Below are 16541 nucleotides of genomic sequence, written 5' to 3' on the forward strand. Positions count from 1 at the left end.
GGTGTGTATTGTTTTTATTTACTATTTACATAAAATGCATAAATCACTCCAGGCAACCAACCAACAAGCGTCAGTAAAAGGCTAATTAAAAATTCGGACCCTAAACCGTGTTTTAAAAACACTGCTAATGGTGGCAATAGAATAGATAGAATTATAGATAGTAAAGACATTTGCTTGCTTTTTAAGTTCTCGACAAACTTAAAGCAAACACCATAAATTCATTAACTTGTTTGATAGTTATGTTAGCGCAAATTGAAAACCATATTACTATTAAGAAGAAATTTTAAACAACCGAACGTATCTAAATGAGGATAATACAGTTCCTAATACAAGCATTATACAATTCTAACGGCAACTAAAAACACTTCATTACCTTACAAATCGCCCAGAAATATTACCCTCAATAATCTTAACAACATCGTCGACATTACTGTAGTTGACATCACCTTCATACGTGTGTTTTAAAGCACAAGCTGCACAAGCGAATAACATTGCTCTATAGTCATCGTAATGCTGTAGACCATGAATTAAGCCTGCTGCAAAAGCATCACCTGTTCCTATTCTGTCTACAATATGAGTAATATTTAAATCGTCGGTTTCCCTAAATTCAGTCCCAGTCCACATTCTAGCTCTAATTTTGTGTGAATTCGCATTTAAAGCTGTTCTTATTTTATCAAACACCTTTACAATAGATGGAAATGTTTCCATTAACTGTTTACTCGCTGTTATAAAATCGTCGTTAGAATAACTATAATCAGTTCCGAGCACTTCATTAATCTCATTAATTCCACCAATAAAAATATTAGAATAGTGTAATAAATCTATTAAGGTTTCTTTGGGGTCTTTACCATATTTCCACAATCCGCTACGATACGTAGGATCTGCAGAAACAGTTAATCCTTTTTCTTTGGCTAAAACTAAACCTTCTTTTAAAGTGTCGTAAGCTCCCTGTGTTAATGCTGGTGTAATACCTGTCCAGTGCATCCAATTCCCCTTTTTCAATGCTTTTTCCCAATCTACCATAGCTGGTAAAACCTCAGAAAATGATGAATGCGATCTATTATAAGATATTTGGCTCGGTCTCATTACTGCTCCAACCTCTAAAAAGTAAACACCCAATGGCCGTTTGGAACGCACAAAAGACGATGTACTAATACCAAACTTTCTTACATAAGATACTGCAGTATCACCTATAAAATCATCCGAAACTAAACTGATATGTTTTACATTACCTCCAAAATTAGCTAATGAAATGGCCACATTTAATTCCGTACCACCAAAATAAAATTCAACAATATTAGATTGCATAAATTTTTTGTTTCCTCTTGGTGATAAACGCATTAAAACTTCACCGAATGTTATAATTTGATTCATAATTTGATTTTTGTAACTGGCCTTTAAAAATAATTATTTTAATTCTAAATTTAGAAAAATAAAAGATAGTGACTTAAATTTACTTGAATAAACTTATCCTATATTTTGTTTAATTTTTTACATCGAACTCCTTAAATTACAATATGCTATTCAAAAACATAGAAACCGAACGACTTATCTTAAGACCAGTCACAGAAGAGGATATTCAAGATTTCTTTGAATTAGATTCCAACCCAAATGTTCACAAATATCTTGGAAACAAACCTGTGCAATCTATTGAAGCGTCGGAAGCAATGGTTGCCAGTATTTTAAAACAGTATAAAACTAATGGCATTGGTCGTTTAGCTCTGACAGAAAAAAGCTCGACTAAATTCATAGGTTGGGCTGGTCTTAAATATGAAGATAACTTGAGAAAAGACTTTAACTATTTTGACTTAGGCTACAGACTAAAAGAACAGTTTTGGGGTAAGGGTTTTGCCACTGAAGCTGCATTGGCATCTTTAAATTACGGCTTCAAAGATTTAAAACTAAAAGAAATTGGTGCAGCTGCACATATTAACCATATCGCCTCTAACACTATTCTTTCTAAAATTGGTATGCAAGCTACAGGTACTTTTGAACATGAAGGCGATTCGTGTTATTGGTACGAAATGACAAACCCATATGAATAACTTTGAAGAATAAAAAAATACCATTGCAAGCCGAATAGAAGTACATTTTAAATAATGCTTTCAATACGTCTTACAATGGCATTTCAATCAATTTAAAACTTAACACCATTAGGTTTTACGATCACAAAAACTAATTTCGTTCTAATCTAAAGTTAATAGGTATACTATACGGAACACCTACATTCATATCTCGTTGTCTTCCAGGTTCCATTTTAGGTAACAAATTAATAATTCGCTCTGCTTCTGCTTCTAAAATTTGAGCAGGTCCTCTACTTTTTACATTAGTTACCGTTCCTGTTTTATCAATTAAAAAGAACACATACACCTTACCTGATATATCAAGTTCTGCGGCAGCTGCAGGATATCTAAAATTTTTCTGCAAATGCTCTTGAATTTTACGCTCAAAACACGCTTTTAACTCTGCATTATTCCCTGTACAACCTGGAAAACGCGGTACTTTCTCAATCACGGCAAAAGGCACTTCAACATCTTCTTCGACTTCTATAACCTCGACTTCTTCTATACCAACTTCACGCTCATCAATAGTATCATCTTGTCCTATTTCTGTACTTTGTATGACCGTTTCTTCAATTTCTTCAACATCTTCAACTATGGTAATAACTTCAGTAACCACTTGTTGTTGGGGAGGTGGTGGAGGTGGTAACACATCAATAACAGTTATCGGAATATCTTCATCAATTTGATCCTCTAGCATTAACAAATCAATTTTAACGGCTTCTTTCTCGTAAGTCTTATGTTCTAATCCTAAATACGTTAGGAGTAACATTACGTTTAAGCCAACAGCAAAAAATAAACTACTGTTTCGACCTACATTGGCTCTTGGGTTTTTTTTGAGTTCCATGACGTTTAATTTTATAGTATAAATTTAAGAATGAATACACTAAAAAATTATGACTTATATCATGTTTAACTCAGACTCAGCACTTTAAAATTTATAAGTTATCTAACTGATTATCTGTACCATCTTCGCTAATGGTCCAAAAGAACCCTACAAAAAAGAATTGGTCTGATGCTGGTGTTAAAGATCTTCTGTTAAACTGACCGCTATAATCTGGAGTGTCTGCGTATTGGTAGCCATTAATATTTTTTAATCCTAATACATTATTTACTGAGAAGTACAATATTTTTTGTGGACTAAGTAAATAAGCCCAATTCACACTTAAACTATTAAAAGCTTTTGTGCGCTCACTTAAAAACTTATTCGTATTTGGATTGGTATAAGGACGCCCTGAAGAAAACCCATACGACATTCCAACTTGGCTTTTCCATTGGTCTATCCAATACTTACCAACAATAGATAAATTATGTTTGGTGGCATAATTGGGCTGTGCAGAAGTGGTATAATTTCTGTAATCGCGTTGCGTATCTAAATACGAGTAGCTCAACCAATAATCAATATTTTTAATGCTTGTGTTATCTCTCCAAAAGAAATCGAGACCTTGTGCATAGCCATCACCAGAAGCATTAAAATTACTATCAAATCCTTCAAAAGCAGTATCAAACTTAATTAAGTTATCGTAATCTTTTCGGTAGGCTTCGGCTCTAAATATTTTTCCATCATTTACATATTGATAGTTTAAAATATAATGTGCTGTCTTTTGTGATTTTAAATCGGATTCAAACTTTAAAATACTACTATTTGGATTTTGATAAAAGTTACCATATGCCAAAGAAAATTGTCCGTTTTTAGAGCTTTTATAAGCCAATGCTGCTCTCGGAGCTACATCAGTGGATTTAAAAATAGAGCTATAATCCGCTCTTACACCAAGCTTTAATGCCAAATCTTTTGAGAAAATAACATCTGCTTCAACAAATCCGGCAGTAATATTATTATCAAAACCATAGGTTTCATCAATTGAATTCTCTTTATAATTCTCATTAAAATCAGTGACAAACTGTTCTGCACCAAAACTTAACTTAAAACGACTGCTGAAACGCTTTTTTAATTTCAACTTTAAATGTACTGAGTTATCTGTATCCTTTATATCACTTGCTTCAATCCCAATTGTATTCTTCGCATACGTATAACTCACACCAGAGTTGATAGCCCAACTATCACCTAAAACACCTTTATAAGATGTATTGAGATAGAAGTTATTGTTATTCAATTTAAAATCTATTCCATCCGTATTGTTTATATCGTCTTGATTAACTTCAAAACTTGAAGTATCAAAAGCAGCATAAAATTTCAACCTACCATTGTTTAGTTTTTGCCTAAAAACGGTTTCGCCTTGTGCTGCAGAAACAGGTGTTTTCCACTCATTTCTATCTTTAAAAACAGCTAAATAAGGTGCCATATTAATATAACTAACGTTAAAACTCAAAGACGACTTTTCCCATTTTTGAGTATTTCCCAAACTAGCTCCAAGACTCATAATACCAATATCTGTTTTTTCTTGGTCTGGCTCGTCTATAGTATTTAATAGTAACACACTAGACAGGGCTTGACCATATTCTGAAGAATAACCACCTGTAGAAAAGGTAATACCGTCAAATAAAAATGGTGAATAACGACCACGAGTAGGCATATTATTGGTTGTAGGTGTGTACGGTGTAAAAACACGAATACCATCTATAAAAACCTGTGTTTCTTCGGCATTACCTCCTCTAACAAACAAACGACCATCTTCTGAAACATTAGACGTTCCTGGTAAGGTTTGTAGCGCACCTACATAATCACCCAAAGCACTTGCAGTAGTAACGACATCTAAGGGTTTTAAAACGGAAACTTTAGAGTTATCACGAGCTTCAAAACTACCTGCACTAATAACAACAGCATCTAAAGACTCTACATCTTCTCGTAATTTAATTTGAAGATTATTTAGTTTTGAAACGGCTTCAGTAATTGTTTTAGTTTCAAAAGATAAAAATGAAATAATTAAGGTTTGTACACCTGTTTCATCTGTTGAAAATGAAAACTTCCCCTTATCGTCTGAAGTATCACCATCATAAGTCCCTTCTAAATAAATATTAGCTCCAATTATCGGTTTGTTTTTTTGATCGGTAACTACACCTGAAATGGTAGTTTGTGCAACAACTAGTGATGTAAAAAATAGAATAATGATTGTGATGCGTTGTCTACGCAACATAGTTCTATAGTGGGTTCTGTGTTTGTGGCTTTCTGGTGTCATAATTTGATTGGCAATTAAAAGTTCGTTTTTTGTTGATGACACAAATTTGAAGGATTTTTAAGTCTGCAAAAATTCTATTTTACCGAACTGTATTATTTGTATGACGAATTGAATATATTTGACTCAAAGCAACAGGCTTCTTAATAAAAACGGACTAAAAATGTTATCTACTACCGAAAAACAATTCAGTATTTTCTTCTTAACCATTGTACTTTTTGAACTTATAACAGGACATATAGCCTCGCTTAACACTTTGCATTATATCGCTAAACCAGCCATAGTCATCAGTCTTATTTATTTGTTTGCAAAAACCTCTAAATCGCTTCCTAAAGCCATTAAAAACACAACACTTTTGGCTTTATTTTTTTCGGTATTGGGCGATATATTATTAATGTTTGTAAACCACTCACCACACTTTTTTACGTTGGGATTAGTCGCTTTTTTAACCGCTCACATTTTTTATGTTGCTGTATTTTTAAAACACAGAAACAAACAAAAATCACCTTTTGGATTTATTATATTACTACTTATATATGCTGCGAGTTTATTCTATTTTTTAAATGGAAATTTAGGAGCTATGTTAGTGCCAGTGATTTTATATATGCTGGTGATTTTAAGCATGGCAGTTGCAGCCTATTTAAGAAAAGACAGGGTGAACATACTTAGTTACGGTCTTGTATTTTTAGGTGCCTTATTTTTTCTAATTTCAGATAGTATTTTGGCACTTAATAAATTTTACGAACCACTAGCCTATTCTAATATTAGCATAATGGTGACTTATGCTTTAGCGCAATATTTAATTGTAATGGGAATTTTGAAGTTAAAAGCTGATTAAATCTTACTTTTTAAACGGTCTAATGATAAGTCGTGCTGCTTTATCAAAATTGATGTAATTGTATGTCCAATTAAAGAGTACGATCACACGATTTCTAAAACCAACTAAAGACATAAGGTGTACAAACATCCAAATAAACCAAGCAAAGAAGCCACCAAATTTGTAATGTTTTAAATCTACAACAGCTTTATTCCTACCTATAGTTGCCATAGAGCCTTTATCTTTATATATAAACGGTTTCAACGGTTTATTTTCTATAATTTTCATTATATTTTTCCCTAGTAAATGGCCTTGTTGTATAGCTGGCTGCGCCACTTGAGGATGCCCTTTTGGATACGCTTCAGTAACCATTAATGCAACATCACCAACTGCAAAAATATTAGGGTAATTTTCAATTTGATTATATTGATTTACATTATAACGATTTGCTCGTTCTATTAATGCTTCCGCTTTTAATCCTTGTATTGGTGCTCCTGTTACTCCTGCAGCCCAAATTAAGGTTTCAGATTCTAGTTTTAATTCTGAATTTGTTGTCACCGTTGTACCATCATAATGTTTTACAAAGGTGTTGCAATGTGTTTTCACTCCTAATCTACCTAAAAACTGAGTTGCTTTTTTTGAAGCAAATTCACTCATTGGTGGCAGAACACGATCTGCACCTTCTAATAAATGAATGTGCATATCTTCAGGGTTTAAGTCATTATAATCTCTTGGTAAAATATTATTTTTAAGTTCTGCAATGGCACCAGCAAGCTCTACTCCTGTTGGACCTGCACCAACAATAACAAAGTTTAGTAACGCTTCTCGCTCCTCACTAGAATCTGCGATGGCTGCTTTTTCAAAATTCTGTAAAATAAGACTTCGGATATTAAGTGCCTGAGGCACCGTTTTCATTGGCATACTATTAGTCTGTATCGCCTCATTGCCAAAATAATTGGTTTTAGTACCTGTTGCGATAACGAGATAATCAAAAGTTAAATTACCAATAGAAGTAATTATTTCATTGCTTTCTGGCAGAATTTGTTCAACTTCAGCAAAGCGAAAAAAAGTAGTTTTATGCTTTTTTATTATCTTTCTTAACGGATAAGCAATGGAGTCTGGCTCTAAACCAGCACTAGACACTTGATATAACAACGGTTGAAACGTATGGTAATTCCGTTTGTCTATTAAAACAACTTGAACATTTTTATTCGCTAAGGATTTTACTAAATTCACACCTGCAAAACCGCCTCCTATAATAACGACTCTTGGTAGGTTAGACTGAGGAATATTCATCAAATAATAATTGAAATTTCAGTTGCAAAAATACAAATTCGGAAGACGAAAGTTACATTTTAAAATAATAGTTAAATAAATTTGTAACAAAAGTCAATTTCCTACTACTAATTAGTTAACTAACCAATTAAATCAATTGAACAAAGAACTTGAACATAGTTTTGTAGAACAGTTGCAAAAACATCAAAACATTGTACATAAGGTGTGCCGTTTGTACACTAACAATGCCGATGCGCATAACGACCTGTTTCAAGAAATCACGATACAATTATGGAGAGCTTATCCAAAATTTAGAGGTGATGCTAAATTTAGCACTTGGATGTATAGGGTTGGATTGAACACTGCAATAACGTTATACAGAAAATCGAAAAGACGCATAAACACTCAAGCATTTGATACGGTTCAGTTTAAAATTAAAGCAGAGGAATATGACGATACTGAGGAGGAACAATTAAAACTATTATACCAAGCAGTACACCAATTAAATGACATTGAAAAAGCCCTTGTTTTCCTGTATTTAGAAGACAAAGACTATAGAGAAATAAGCGCGACATTAGGTATAACGGAGGTAAATGCACGAGTGAAAATGAATCGCGTTAAAAAGAAATTAAGAACAATATTAAATCCGTAAGCATATGGATGAATTAGAATTATTAAAAAAAGACTGGAAAAAAGATAAGACGGAATATAAAAATTATTCAAATTCAGATCTAAATCCAATGTTGCATAAAAAATCGTCATCAATTGTAAAGACGTTATTTTATATTAGTTTGGCAGAACTAGGGTTTTGGATACTTATCAGTATTCTACCATATTTTATGTCTTCAAGTTTTACGGACCGAATGAATCGAAGTTATGAAAACCCACTATTTTTAGGGTTGTCTATACTTAGCTTTGTCATAGTCTTTGTATTTGTGTATCTATTGTTTAAATCTCACAAATCAATTTCCTCAACAGACAATGCCAAAAAATTAATGGAGAGCATTATAAATACACGCAAAGTAATTAAATACTATGTCCTCTATAATTTAATTATGATCTTTATTTCAGTTCCATTATCACTGTATTTTGAATTTAATCAAAACATAGTGTTTCATGATCAAGTTGAAGCTTTTAACGCTAAACAAATGTTCTTTTTGTGTGGTTTTGTTATTCTGTTAACAGGTGTTTTTATAACTGTAATTTGGTTGTTTTACAAGTTACTTTATGGTATACTATTAAAACGTTTAAACAAAAACTACAACGAACTAAAGAAGCTAGAAATATAATTTACAAGGCGTTAGATAAACACAATAGCAATAAACTATATTTATATATCAAAGATTGAGACTGTAAACTAAATTACATATCTCGCAATTCTTTATTTAAGCGTTCCTTTTCTTCTAGTTCTTCTTGTGGAATTACCTTTAAAAATGAAGGATGTTGCTCAATAGCATATTCAATTTTTTCAACAATTTCTGCAATAGACTCATTGTCGTAATCAATATCTAAAGGTTCTTTTATTTCAAAAGTTTGAAATATATTTTTCTTTTTAATACGAAGTCCTTTTTTATCAAATGAGCGTCTAAAACCATCAATAACAATTGGTACTACAATAGGTTTATAGGTTTTAATAATATGGGCTGTTCCTTTTCTAATCGGTTTAAAAGGAGTGGTTGTACCTTGCGGAAATGTTACTACCCAACCATCATTTAGCGCGGTTTTTATCATAGTAATATCGCTCATCTTTACTTGCCTATTCACGTCTTTTCCTTTAGACCTCCATGTACGTTCTATACTAATTGAGCCCGTATAGGCAAATATTTTTGGAAGTAAACCAGATTTCATGGTTTCCTTTGCAGCAACGTAATACATATTCAATTTTGGATTCCATAGGTAACCAACATTTTTAATACTATCTAATCGTCCGCTTAAACTCGCATTAAACACATGAAACATGGCAATAACATCCGCAAAATACGTCTGATGGTTAGAAATAAACAACACATTAGTATCTGGCAAGTTCTTTATAATATCAGAACCTTCAATTTGCAAATCATTAAAACCTCTAAAACGTCTGTGCGTAAAAACACCTAGAAGTCGTATTAGCCATTTCTTCACCCAAAGTATATGTCCAAAAGGATTTCTTTTAAATAATCCCATAGTAAATTTTCAAAATTTTGTCGATTACAAATGTAACCATTAAGTTAACTTATAAAACCTGTTTTAACAAGTCTTTTATTTCTCCAAGCATCATTGCTGTTGCTCCCCAAACAATATGACCATTAAATTTAAATGCTGGCACATCCACTTCAACTCCAAAAGAAGTTGGTACTCTTGTGGTTAAAGTACTACTTTCACTTAAAAAATCGGTAAGACTAACTTCTATTATAGCTTCAACCTCTTCGTCTTGTTTGGTAAAAATTAAATATTCTTTTGAAATACCAATATAAGGATGCACTATAAAATTACTTGGTGGTATATAAATAGGAGATACACCTTTTAAAACATCAAAATGTTGTCTAGCAACACCTATTTCTTCTTCTGTTTCTCGTATTGCAGTTACCATTAGATCATTACCATCTTCGTCTTCATATTTACCACCTGGAAAACCAACCTGTGCAGAATGTACTCCTTTATAGGTTTTTCGCAGAATAAGAACCAAGTAAGTTTTGTCATTAGTTTTAGGGTAAAACAAAGCCATAACCCCCGCTTTTCTTGCTGTTGCAGACTTTTTTTTCATTTTTTCTGCCAAATCTACACGGTAAGGTGGAGACATTTTTGCATGCGAGTCTTCGCCAGAAAGCTCTAGATTTTTTATTTTTACTACAGATTCTAAAAACGTATTAAATAGCATTTATGAGATTTCTATTAATGTTTCCGATGGCTTTCGGAATTGGTTTATTCCTTCTGAGTTGTGAAGATAAACAAACTTCAAAAAAAACAGATACAACGGTTGTAAAAGATTCCGTTATCACAGAAACAAAAGTTAAACCAAAAAAGAAAGCAGAGCCAGAATACCCAGAACTTACTGACGCTAATGCCATGGAATTCTTTTTAGAGTTTGAAAAAGAAAACCCAGAAAATAAAGTTAGAATTACAACCGATTTCGGAATTATAGACATCTCCTTATATGATAAAACCAAATTCCACAGAGCCAATTTTGTTTACCTCACAAAACGCAATTATTTTGATAACACCCAATTTTACAGAGTAGTTGAAAATTTCGTGATACAAGGTGGCAGTGGTGACGGACTAAACCTCTACAAGAAAAGACGAAAAATAGGACGTTACCTTTTACCACCAGATACAAAACAAGGCTACACACACAAACGCGGAGCGGTTTCTATGCCTAGTAGCGAAATTGAAAACGCCTATAAATTGGCGTCACCATATCAGTTTTTTATAATTCAGCGCGAAGGAGGAGCTCACTATTTAGACGGAGATTACACGGTTTTTGGTGAAGTTATTTCTGGTATGGACGTAGTAGATAAAATTAATGCTGTAGAAACAGATGAAGGAGATTGGCCTTTAAGTAATGTGTATATTAAAAAGGTTGAGATTATCGATTAGGTTTTGATGTTATTACACTGATATGCGCTGAGACACACTGAGGTTCGCAAAGCGATTTAGTATAGCGACAAAGTGAATTTAATCTAAGGTTATCACAACTATATTTTAAACTTTTATGTTCTTTTTCTCTGTGCCTCTCCGCGAAAACTACGTGAATCTCTGTGCAACAACTATCAATAATAACCTTCAAGAATTATAGAATATTTCATACACTTCATTCCTATTTTCAGTATCTTGTAGGCTTTTAAAATTCCTATCAAATTTCTAACACTAAAAACTATCATACATGATTTCTAAAACCCTTAAAGCCACATTAATTTGTAGCGTTGTACTTTTCTCTAGCTGCAAAGACGACACCAACAAAACCACAGAATCAACCATGAGCGATAATGTATTAATCCAAGAGTGGACAGGACCTTACGAAGGAGTTCCTGCTTTCGATAAAATGTCTGTAGAAGCCATAAAACCCGCAGTAGAAGAAGCCATGAAGCTTAATCTAGCCGAAATTGAAACCATCGCCAACAATACAGCACCTGCTACTTTTGAAAACACAATAGTTGCTATGGAAAGCGCAGGTAAAGAACTAAGTCGTGTATTTACTTATTATGGGATTATGGGAAGTAATATGTCTTCACCAGAATTTAGAGCTATTCAAACAGAATTAGCACCAAAACTTTCCGATTTTAGATCACAAATTTCTCAGAACGAAAAACTATTCCAACGTATAAAAACCGTTTATGAAGCCTCTCAAGAGTCACCTTTAGAGCCACAAGCACAGCGCGTCGTCGATTTAACCTACAAACAGTTTGAAATGAATGGCGCCAACCTCAATGCCGAAAAGAAAAAACGCTATGCGGAAATCAACAAAGAATTATCATCGCTTTATACCGATTTTTCTAATAATGTATTACACGATGAAGAAAATTATATTACCTATCTAACCGAAAATCAACTTGGTGGACTGTCTGATGGATTTATAAAATCGGCAGCAAAAATAGCTACGGACAAAGGAGAAGACGGAAAATATGCCATTACTAACACACGTTCCTCAATGGATCCTTTCCTCACCTATTCTACTGAACGCGAATTACGCAAGCAAGTATGGGAAAATTACTACTCTAGAGGAGATAATGGAGACGAGTTTGACAACAACAAAATCATAGCCGAAATTTTAAAACTACGTAAAGAACGTGTTGGCTTAATGGGTTATGATAACTATGCCGAATGGAGATTACAAGATCGAATGGCAAAAACGCCAGAAAACGCCATGGATTTAATGCTGGCTGTTTGGCCTGCAGCAACCGCAAGAGTTAAAGAGGAAGTCGCAGATATGCAAATGGTTGCTGATGAACTTGGCGATAATATCACCATAGAACCATGGGATTACAGATACTACGCAGAAAAAGTACGTAAAAAGAAATACGACTTAGACAGCGAAGAAGTGAAACAATATTTACAACTCGATAAGTTAACAGACGCTATGTTCTTTACGGCTGGCGAATTGTTTAATTATAAATTTACACCAGTTGAAGAAGGTTCAGTACCAGTCTTTCACGAAGATGTTAAAGTTTGGGAGGTTACCGATAAAGATTCTGGCAAACATATTGGCTTATGGTACTTAGATCCTTTTGCACGCGAAGGTAAACGTTCTGGTGCTTGGGCAACAACTTATAGAAGCTCTGATTCTTTTGAAGGAGAGAAAAACGTATTAGCCTCTAACAATTCTAACTTTGTAAAGCCAGCTCCAGGCGAAGCGGTTTTAGTGTCTTGGGACGATGCCACCACGTTTTTTCATGAGTTTGGCCATGCGCTTCACTTCTTTTCTGCAGATGTAAAATACCCAACCTTAAATGGAGGTGTTAGAGATTATACAGAATTCCAATCGCAATTATTGGAGCGTTGGTTATCTACAGATAAAGTCATTAACCAATTTTTAGTGCATTACAAAACAGGCGAACCTATTCCTGCAAGCTTGGTTGAAAAAATTAAGAACGCATCAACCTTTAACCAAGGTTTTGGTACCACAGAATATTTAGCCTCTGCTTTAATAGACATGAAATTACACTTAGCAGATCCAACCGATATTGACATAGATAAATTTGAACGTGAGACTTTAGACGAATTAGGCATGCCAAAAGAATTACCAATGCGTCATAGAACACCACATTTTGGACATGTGTTTTCTGGCGAAGGTTATGCCACGGCTTACTACGGTTATATGTGGGCAGATGTACTAACAAGTGATGCTTCTGAAGCATTTAAAGAAGCTGAAGGTGGTTTTTACGATAAAGACGTCGCTGATAAATTAGTAAAATATCTATTTGCACCACGTAATGCTATGGAACCAGCAGAAGCGTATAGAAAATTTAGAGGTCGTGATGCTAAAATTGAAGCCTTAATGAAAGATCGCGGATTTCCTGTGCCAGAGGAATAAGCGTTAACATTTAAAAACATATAAAAGTTCTCTTATCTCTTTCTTTTAACTGATAAGAGAACTTTTTTTAATGATAAAACACGTTACCTGCAAGCTGAACAAACCGATGAACATAGGAAAAGAAATTAGAAATAGATTATCCAAATATGAAAAACTAGGTGTTGAAAAACAATCTAATGGAACTGAATTAATAGGAAAAGCACCTCACATTGCACCTTTAGCTTATTTACATTCAATATACAAAGGACTAAATACAAAGGAAATTGATAGGCTTGAACAAGAATTAGAAACTGAAATACCAGCAGACTATAAAAAATTTCTGCAGTTTTCAAATGGACTGCATATTTTCAATACAACATTTTGTCTTGATGGATTAAGAACATCATATAACAGAACAAAGGAAATCGAAAATCGATTACCATTCTCGATTTTGACAACTAATCTTTATGAAAGACCTAAAAACGCAAAACCTGAACATTTTTTCATTGGTGGATATGATTGGGGAAATGGTTCACATTTGTACATAAATAGAAATAATAAAAAAGTCTATCGTTGTAAAGAAAATGATACAAAACCACTAAATGAATGGAATAATCTAAATGAAATGATATTAAGTGAAATTGATAGACTAATAGAATTACATAATGCAAGCGGAGAATTGAAAGTGAATATCGAAAAAACAACACCGAAAAGTCAATTTATGTCAGATAAACAAAGCTTTTGGAACAGACTGAAAAAAATATTTTAAGAATAAAGCCAGCAGGTAACACCGTGTATAATTCATTGCTAGTTATAGCCTACTTACGAAAGTCCTCACGGACTTTCTATCTGTGATTTATTTGCTAACTTCAATGCTTAAAACACGTAACTAATCAAACACAAATCCATAGTAGGCAATACGAAAACCCAGAAACCAAATGAATAAAACGCTATTTGAAATTACCAAAATGGACTGTCCATCTGAGGAAAATCTAATCCGAATGAAATTGGACGGAATTTCAAGTATTGCGAATTTAGACTTTGATATTCCAAACCGAAAATTGACTGTTTTTCACAGCGGAGAAATAGATAAAATCGAAAAGTCAATTATCGAACTGAATTTAGGCGGAAAGAAAATCTCGACCGAACAAACCGACCAAACAGAATTTAAAGAAAACGCAAACCAAAAAAAACTACTTTGGTCTGTACTTGCAATCAATTTTGTGTTTTTCGTTGTCGAAATGACCACAGGAATTATCTCAAAATCCATGGGACTTGTTGCCGATAGTTTGGATATGCTTGCTGACAGTTTCGTTTACGGAATTAGTTTGTTAGCCGTTGGAGGAACTGTGATTAAGAAAAAACGGATCGCTAAACTTGCAGGCTATTTCCAAATCACACTTGCTATTATTGGATTTGTAGAAGTTTTAAGACGGTTTTTCGGAGACGAGAAACTTCCTGATTTTTCGACAATGATAATTGTTTCAATTTTAGCACTTATCGCAAACGGCATTTGTCTTTATATTTTGCAAAAGTCAAAAAGTAAAGAAGAGGCTCATATGAAAGCGAGTATGATTTTTACTTCGAATGATGTGATTATCAATTTGGGAGTCATCATCGCGGGAATTTTAGTAAACTATTTGAGTTCAAATAAACCCGATTTAATTATTGGTACCATCGTTTTTCTTTTGGTCATTCAAGGAGCGTTTAGGATTTTAAAATTAAGTAAGTGAACAAAAACAATACGACTTACAACAATGTACACTAAAAATAGGCAAAACAGTAGTAGCTTCAAGGTTTTAGATTGTGTCAAACATTGTGTTTAATCCAGAATTTACTGTTTTGAAATCGCCTATTTTCAGATACTCATCGTGGTAAAAAATGACAAGCTAAATTTTATAGAAAATGGATTAACAAATGAACAACACTTCATTTTATTGTATTTATATTAAATTATCCTGTAACAGTTGTTCTTTTAATACGGTAAATAGTTTTTCTTGCTTACTTTTTTCTAAATTATTTTTTTCCGAAAAGTGAACATATGCTAACGTAGCTCGTTTGAGTTCTGACTGTATTTCATCTATATTTAGCGCTTTATTATCGGCTAAATGTAAAAGATAATATACCACTCTTTTAAGTAGGTTTTCTGCTTCTTCTTTTTTACCAAGGTCTTCATAAGTATTCGCTAAATTATTACAAGAAATTATATACACTTGTACAAATGGAATTTTTAAACGGATACAATCTTCAATATTGTTATTCAATACTTCTGCCCTATACATAGCATCCTTATACCCTAATAAAGCTTTTTTTAAATTTCCTTTATTAAACAGTTCATTACTAGAACCTGTTAAAGCTTGCCAATGTTTTTCTATATGATTAATACACGTATCACTCATTATATTTTTAAATTTTTGTTTGCAAAATCCCAGTTTACTATTTCCCAAAAACTTTCTACAAATTTCGGTCTTGCATTTCTATAATCTATATAATAAGCATGCTCCCAAACATCTAATGTGAGAATCGGTTTTTTATGCTCTGTTAATGGTGTATGAGCATCTTTCATTGGAATGATTTCAAGTTTACCTTTTTCATCTTGAGCCAACCAAGCCCAACCCGCACCAAACAACTTTGTTGCTGTCGTCGAAAATTGTTCTTTAAATTGCTCAAAATCACCAAAATCTCGAACTATTAATTCGCCTATTTTTCCTTCAGGAGCCTTTCCGCCGTTTGGAGACAGACAATGCCAGAAAAAAGAATGATTCCAGTGCTGTGCAGCGTTATTAAATAAAGCCGCATTGTTTTCAGCATAGCCTTTTTGGATGATCTCCTCAACACTTAAATCAACTAATTCAGTGTCTTTTACAAGTCCAGAAAGATTATTTACGTATGCAGCATGGTGCTTTCCATAATGGTAATCAAATGTCTCTTCTGTGATTAATGGATTTAGTGCGCTTTTATCGTAAGGTAACTCTGGTAATGTTTGTGTGATCTTCATTGTTTTCTGTTTTTTATTTTTAAAATTTTAATAGCCTTTTTTAATTCACTTACCTTTTTCAAATCTCTTGTTGCTTTTTGCATATTAACCTGCATAAGATTTTTTTTGATAACATTTCTTTCCAAATATTTTTTGTTTTCTTCTAATAACTCGATAACAAAATTCATAGTTACGCCATATTTAGTTTCACAAAACTAATATTTTAGGTAAGACTAAAAAAATTTTAAGAGAAATAATTAAAATGCGCTAATAAAATAGTATTGTCGCAAGA

General features: G+C 33.2%; 18 protein-coding genes. 8 read left to right on the forward strand and 10 right to left on the reverse strand.

The window, feature by feature from the left end; genetic code table 11:
• Positions 1 to 14: 14 nt before the first annotated feature.
• Positions 15 to 170 carry a YqaE/Pmp3 family membrane protein gene (locus K1X16_RS00265; RefSeq protein WP_195872096.1) on the reverse strand — a complete coding sequence of 52 codons (156 nt, stop codon included), beginning with the start codon at positions 168 to 170 and terminating at the stop codon, positions 15 to 17.
• Positions 171 to 369: 199 nt separating this feature from the next.
• Positions 370 to 1374, reverse strand: a complete 1005-nt coding sequence (locus K1X16_RS00270; protein WP_195872097.1) for a sugar kinase — start codon at positions 1372 to 1374, stop codon at positions 370 to 372.
• A 143-nt stretch (positions 1375 to 1517) separates the two neighbouring features.
• On the opposite strand from K1X16_RS00270, the gene K1X16_RS00275 reads away from it, so the two are divergent.
• Positions 1518 to 2045 carry a GNAT family N-acetyltransferase gene (locus K1X16_RS00275; RefSeq protein WP_225034602.1) on the forward strand — a complete coding sequence of 176 codons (528 nt, stop codon included), beginning with the start codon at positions 1518 to 1520 and terminating at the stop codon, positions 2043 to 2045.
• Between the two features lie 130 nt (positions 2046 to 2175).
• Here K1X16_RS00275 and K1X16_RS00280 read toward each other — a convergent pair whose 3' ends face one another.
• Complete coding sequence (locus tag K1X16_RS00280; RefSeq protein WP_225034603.1) at positions 2176 to 2907, reverse strand: energy transducer TonB; 732 nt, start codon at positions 2905 to 2907, stop codon at positions 2176 to 2178.
• 91 nt (positions 2908 to 2998) lie between these two features.
• Positions 2999 to 5155: a TonB-dependent receptor gene (locus K1X16_RS00285; protein ID WP_225035410.1), complete on the reverse strand. Its 2157-nt coding sequence runs from the start codon at positions 5153 to 5155 to the stop codon at positions 2999 to 3001.
• A 202-nt stretch (positions 5156 to 5357) separates the two neighbouring features.
• On the opposite strand from K1X16_RS00285, the gene K1X16_RS00290 reads away from it, so the two are divergent.
• Positions 5358 to 6032: a lysoplasmalogenase gene (locus tag K1X16_RS00290; protein ID WP_225034604.1), complete on the forward strand. Its 675-nt coding sequence runs from the start codon at positions 5358 to 5360 to the stop codon at positions 6030 to 6032.
• A 3-nt stretch (positions 6033 to 6035) separates the two neighbouring features.
• Here the strand turns inward: K1X16_RS00290 and K1X16_RS00295 are convergent, their stop codons facing one another.
• Positions 6036 to 7307 carry an NAD(P)/FAD-dependent oxidoreductase gene (locus K1X16_RS00295; RefSeq protein ID WP_225034605.1) on the reverse strand — a complete coding sequence of 424 codons (1272 nt, stop codon included), beginning with the start codon at positions 7305 to 7307 and terminating at the stop codon, positions 6036 to 6038.
• A 136-nt stretch (positions 7308 to 7443) separates the two neighbouring features.
• Here K1X16_RS00295 and K1X16_RS00300 point away from each other — a divergent pair, with 136 nt between their 5' ends.
• Positions 7444 to 7938, forward strand: coding sequence for an RNA polymerase sigma factor (locus K1X16_RS00300; protein WP_225034606.1), 495 nt, complete (start codon positions 7444 to 7446; stop codon positions 7936 to 7938).
• A gap of 4 nt (positions 7939 to 7942) precedes the next feature.
• Positions 7943 to 8575, forward strand: a complete 633-nt coding sequence (locus K1X16_RS00305) for a hypothetical protein (protein WP_195872103.1) — start codon at positions 7943 to 7945, stop codon at positions 8573 to 8575.
• Positions 8576 to 8648: 73 nt separating this feature from the next.
• Here the strand turns inward: K1X16_RS00305 and K1X16_RS00310 are convergent, their stop codons facing one another.
• Positions 8649 to 9449, reverse strand: a complete 801-nt coding sequence (locus K1X16_RS00310; protein ID WP_195872104.1) for a lysophospholipid acyltransferase family protein — start codon at positions 9447 to 9449, stop codon at positions 8649 to 8651.
• Between the two features lie 49 nt (positions 9450 to 9498).
• Positions 9499 to 10143 (reverse strand): NUDIX hydrolase, encoded by a 645-nt coding sequence (locus K1X16_RS00315; RefSeq protein ID WP_225034607.1) that lies wholly within the window; start codon positions 10141 to 10143, stop codon positions 9499 to 9501.
• Positions 10144 to 10145: 2 nt separating this feature from the next.
• Here K1X16_RS00315 and K1X16_RS00320 point away from each other — a divergent pair, with 2 nt between their 5' ends.
• The 4 genes from K1X16_RS00320 to K1X16_RS00335 all read left to right on the forward strand — a co-directional run bounded on the left by K1X16_RS00320 (position 10146) and on the right by K1X16_RS00335 (position 15005).
• Positions 10146 to 10859 carry a peptidylprolyl isomerase gene (locus K1X16_RS00320; RefSeq protein WP_225034608.1) on the forward strand — a complete coding sequence of 238 codons (714 nt, stop codon included), beginning with the start codon at positions 10146 to 10148 and terminating at the stop codon, positions 10857 to 10859.
• A 286-nt stretch (positions 10860 to 11145) separates the two neighbouring features.
• Positions 11146 to 13293, forward strand: a complete 2148-nt coding sequence (locus K1X16_RS00325) for a M3 family metallopeptidase (protein ID WP_225034609.1) — start codon at positions 11146 to 11148, stop codon at positions 13291 to 13293.
• 106 nt (positions 13294 to 13399) lie between these two features.
• Positions 13400 to 14041 (forward strand): SMI1/KNR4 family protein, encoded by a 642-nt coding sequence (locus K1X16_RS00330; protein WP_225034610.1) that lies wholly within the window; start codon positions 13400 to 13402, stop codon positions 14039 to 14041.
• Between the two features lie 169 nt (positions 14042 to 14210).
• Positions 14211 to 15005: a cation transporter gene (locus tag K1X16_RS00335; RefSeq protein ID WP_225034611.1), complete on the forward strand. Its 795-nt coding sequence runs from the start codon at positions 14211 to 14213 to the stop codon at positions 15003 to 15005.
• Positions 15006 to 15215: 210 nt separating this feature from the next.
• Here K1X16_RS00335 and K1X16_RS00340 read toward each other — a convergent pair whose 3' ends face one another.
• The 3 genes from K1X16_RS00340 to K1X16_RS00350 are packed head-to-tail and all read right to left on the reverse strand — an operon-like array spanning position 15216 to position 16437.
• Positions 15216 to 15671 (reverse strand): tetratricopeptide repeat protein, encoded by a 456-nt coding sequence (locus K1X16_RS00340; protein WP_195872111.1) that lies wholly within the window; start codon positions 15669 to 15671, stop codon positions 15216 to 15218.
• Positions 15671 to 16270, reverse strand: a complete 600-nt coding sequence (locus tag K1X16_RS00345; protein ID WP_262902540.1) for a superoxide dismutase — start codon at positions 16268 to 16270, stop codon at positions 15671 to 15673. The genes K1X16_RS00340 and K1X16_RS00345 overlap by 1 nt, the downstream gene beginning before the upstream one ends.
• Positions 16267 to 16437, reverse strand: coding sequence for a hypothetical protein (locus K1X16_RS00350; RefSeq protein WP_225034612.1), 171 nt, complete (start codon positions 16435 to 16437; stop codon positions 16267 to 16269). The genes K1X16_RS00345 and K1X16_RS00350 overlap by 4 nt, the downstream gene beginning before the upstream one ends.
• Between the last annotated feature and the right edge of the window lie 104 nt (positions 16438 to 16541).

Source organism: Winogradskyella sp. SM1960 (assembly GCF_020179375.1).
GTDB classification, from domain to species: domain Bacteria; phylum Bacteroidota; class Bacteroidia; order Flavobacteriales; family Flavobacteriaceae; genus Winogradskyella; species Winogradskyella marina.

Coding starts and splice junctions, on each gene's coding strand:
- K1X16_RS00265 (WP_195872096.1), bottom strand. CDS start 170: ATGTCTTTACTATCTATAATTCTATCTATTCTATTGCCACCATTAGCA.
- K1X16_RS00270 (WP_195872097.1), bottom strand. CDS start 1,374: ATGAATCAAATTATAACATTCGGTGAAGTTTTAATGCGTTTATCACCA.
- K1X16_RS00275 (WP_225034602.1), top strand. CDS start 1,518: ATGCTATTCAAAAACATAGAAACCGAACGACTTATCTTAAGACCAGTC.
- K1X16_RS00280 (WP_225034603.1), bottom strand. CDS start 2,907: ATGGAACTCAAAAAAAACCCAAGAGCCAATGTAGGTCGAAACAGTAGT.
- K1X16_RS00285 (WP_225035410.1), bottom strand. CDS start 5,155: ATGTTGCGTAGACAACGCATCACAATCATTATTCTATTTTTTACATCA.
- K1X16_RS00290 (WP_225034604.1), top strand. CDS start 5,358: ATGTTATCTACTACCGAAAAACAATTCAGTATTTTCTTCTTAACCATT.
- K1X16_RS00295 (WP_225034605.1), bottom strand. CDS start 7,307: ATGAATATTCCTCAGTCTAACCTACCAAGAGTCGTTATTATAGGAGGC.
- K1X16_RS00305 (WP_195872103.1), top strand. CDS start 7,943: ATGGATGAATTAGAATTATTAAAAAAAGACTGGAAAAAAGATAAGACG.
- K1X16_RS00310 (WP_195872104.1), bottom strand. CDS start 9,449: ATGGGATTATTTAAAAGAAATCCTTTTGGACATATACTTTGGGTGAAG.
- K1X16_RS00315 (WP_225034607.1), bottom strand. CDS start 10,143: ATGCTATTTAATACGTTTTTAGAATCTGTAGTAAAAATAAAAAATCTA.
- K1X16_RS00320 (WP_225034608.1), top strand. CDS start 10,146: ATGAGATTTCTATTAATGTTTCCGATGGCTTTCGGAATTGGTTTATTC.
- K1X16_RS00325 (WP_225034609.1), top strand. CDS start 11,146: ATGATTTCTAAAACCCTTAAAGCCACATTAATTTGTAGCGTTGTACTT.
- K1X16_RS00330 (WP_225034610.1), top strand. CDS start 13,400: ATGAACATAGGAAAAGAAATTAGAAATAGATTATCCAAATATGAAAAA.
- K1X16_RS00335 (WP_225034611.1), top strand. CDS start 14,211: ATGAATAAAACGCTATTTGAAATTACCAAAATGGACTGTCCATCTGAG.
- K1X16_RS00340 (WP_195872111.1), bottom strand. CDS start 15,671: ATGAGTGATACGTGTATTAATCATATAGAAAAACATTGGCAAGCTTTA.
- K1X16_RS00345 (WP_262902540.1), bottom strand. CDS start 16,270: ATGAAGATCACACAAACATTACCAGAGTTACCTTACGATAAAAGCGCA.
- K1X16_RS00350 (WP_225034612.1), bottom strand. CDS start 16,437: ATGAATTTTGTTATCGAGTTATTAGAAGAAAACAAAAAATATTTGGAA.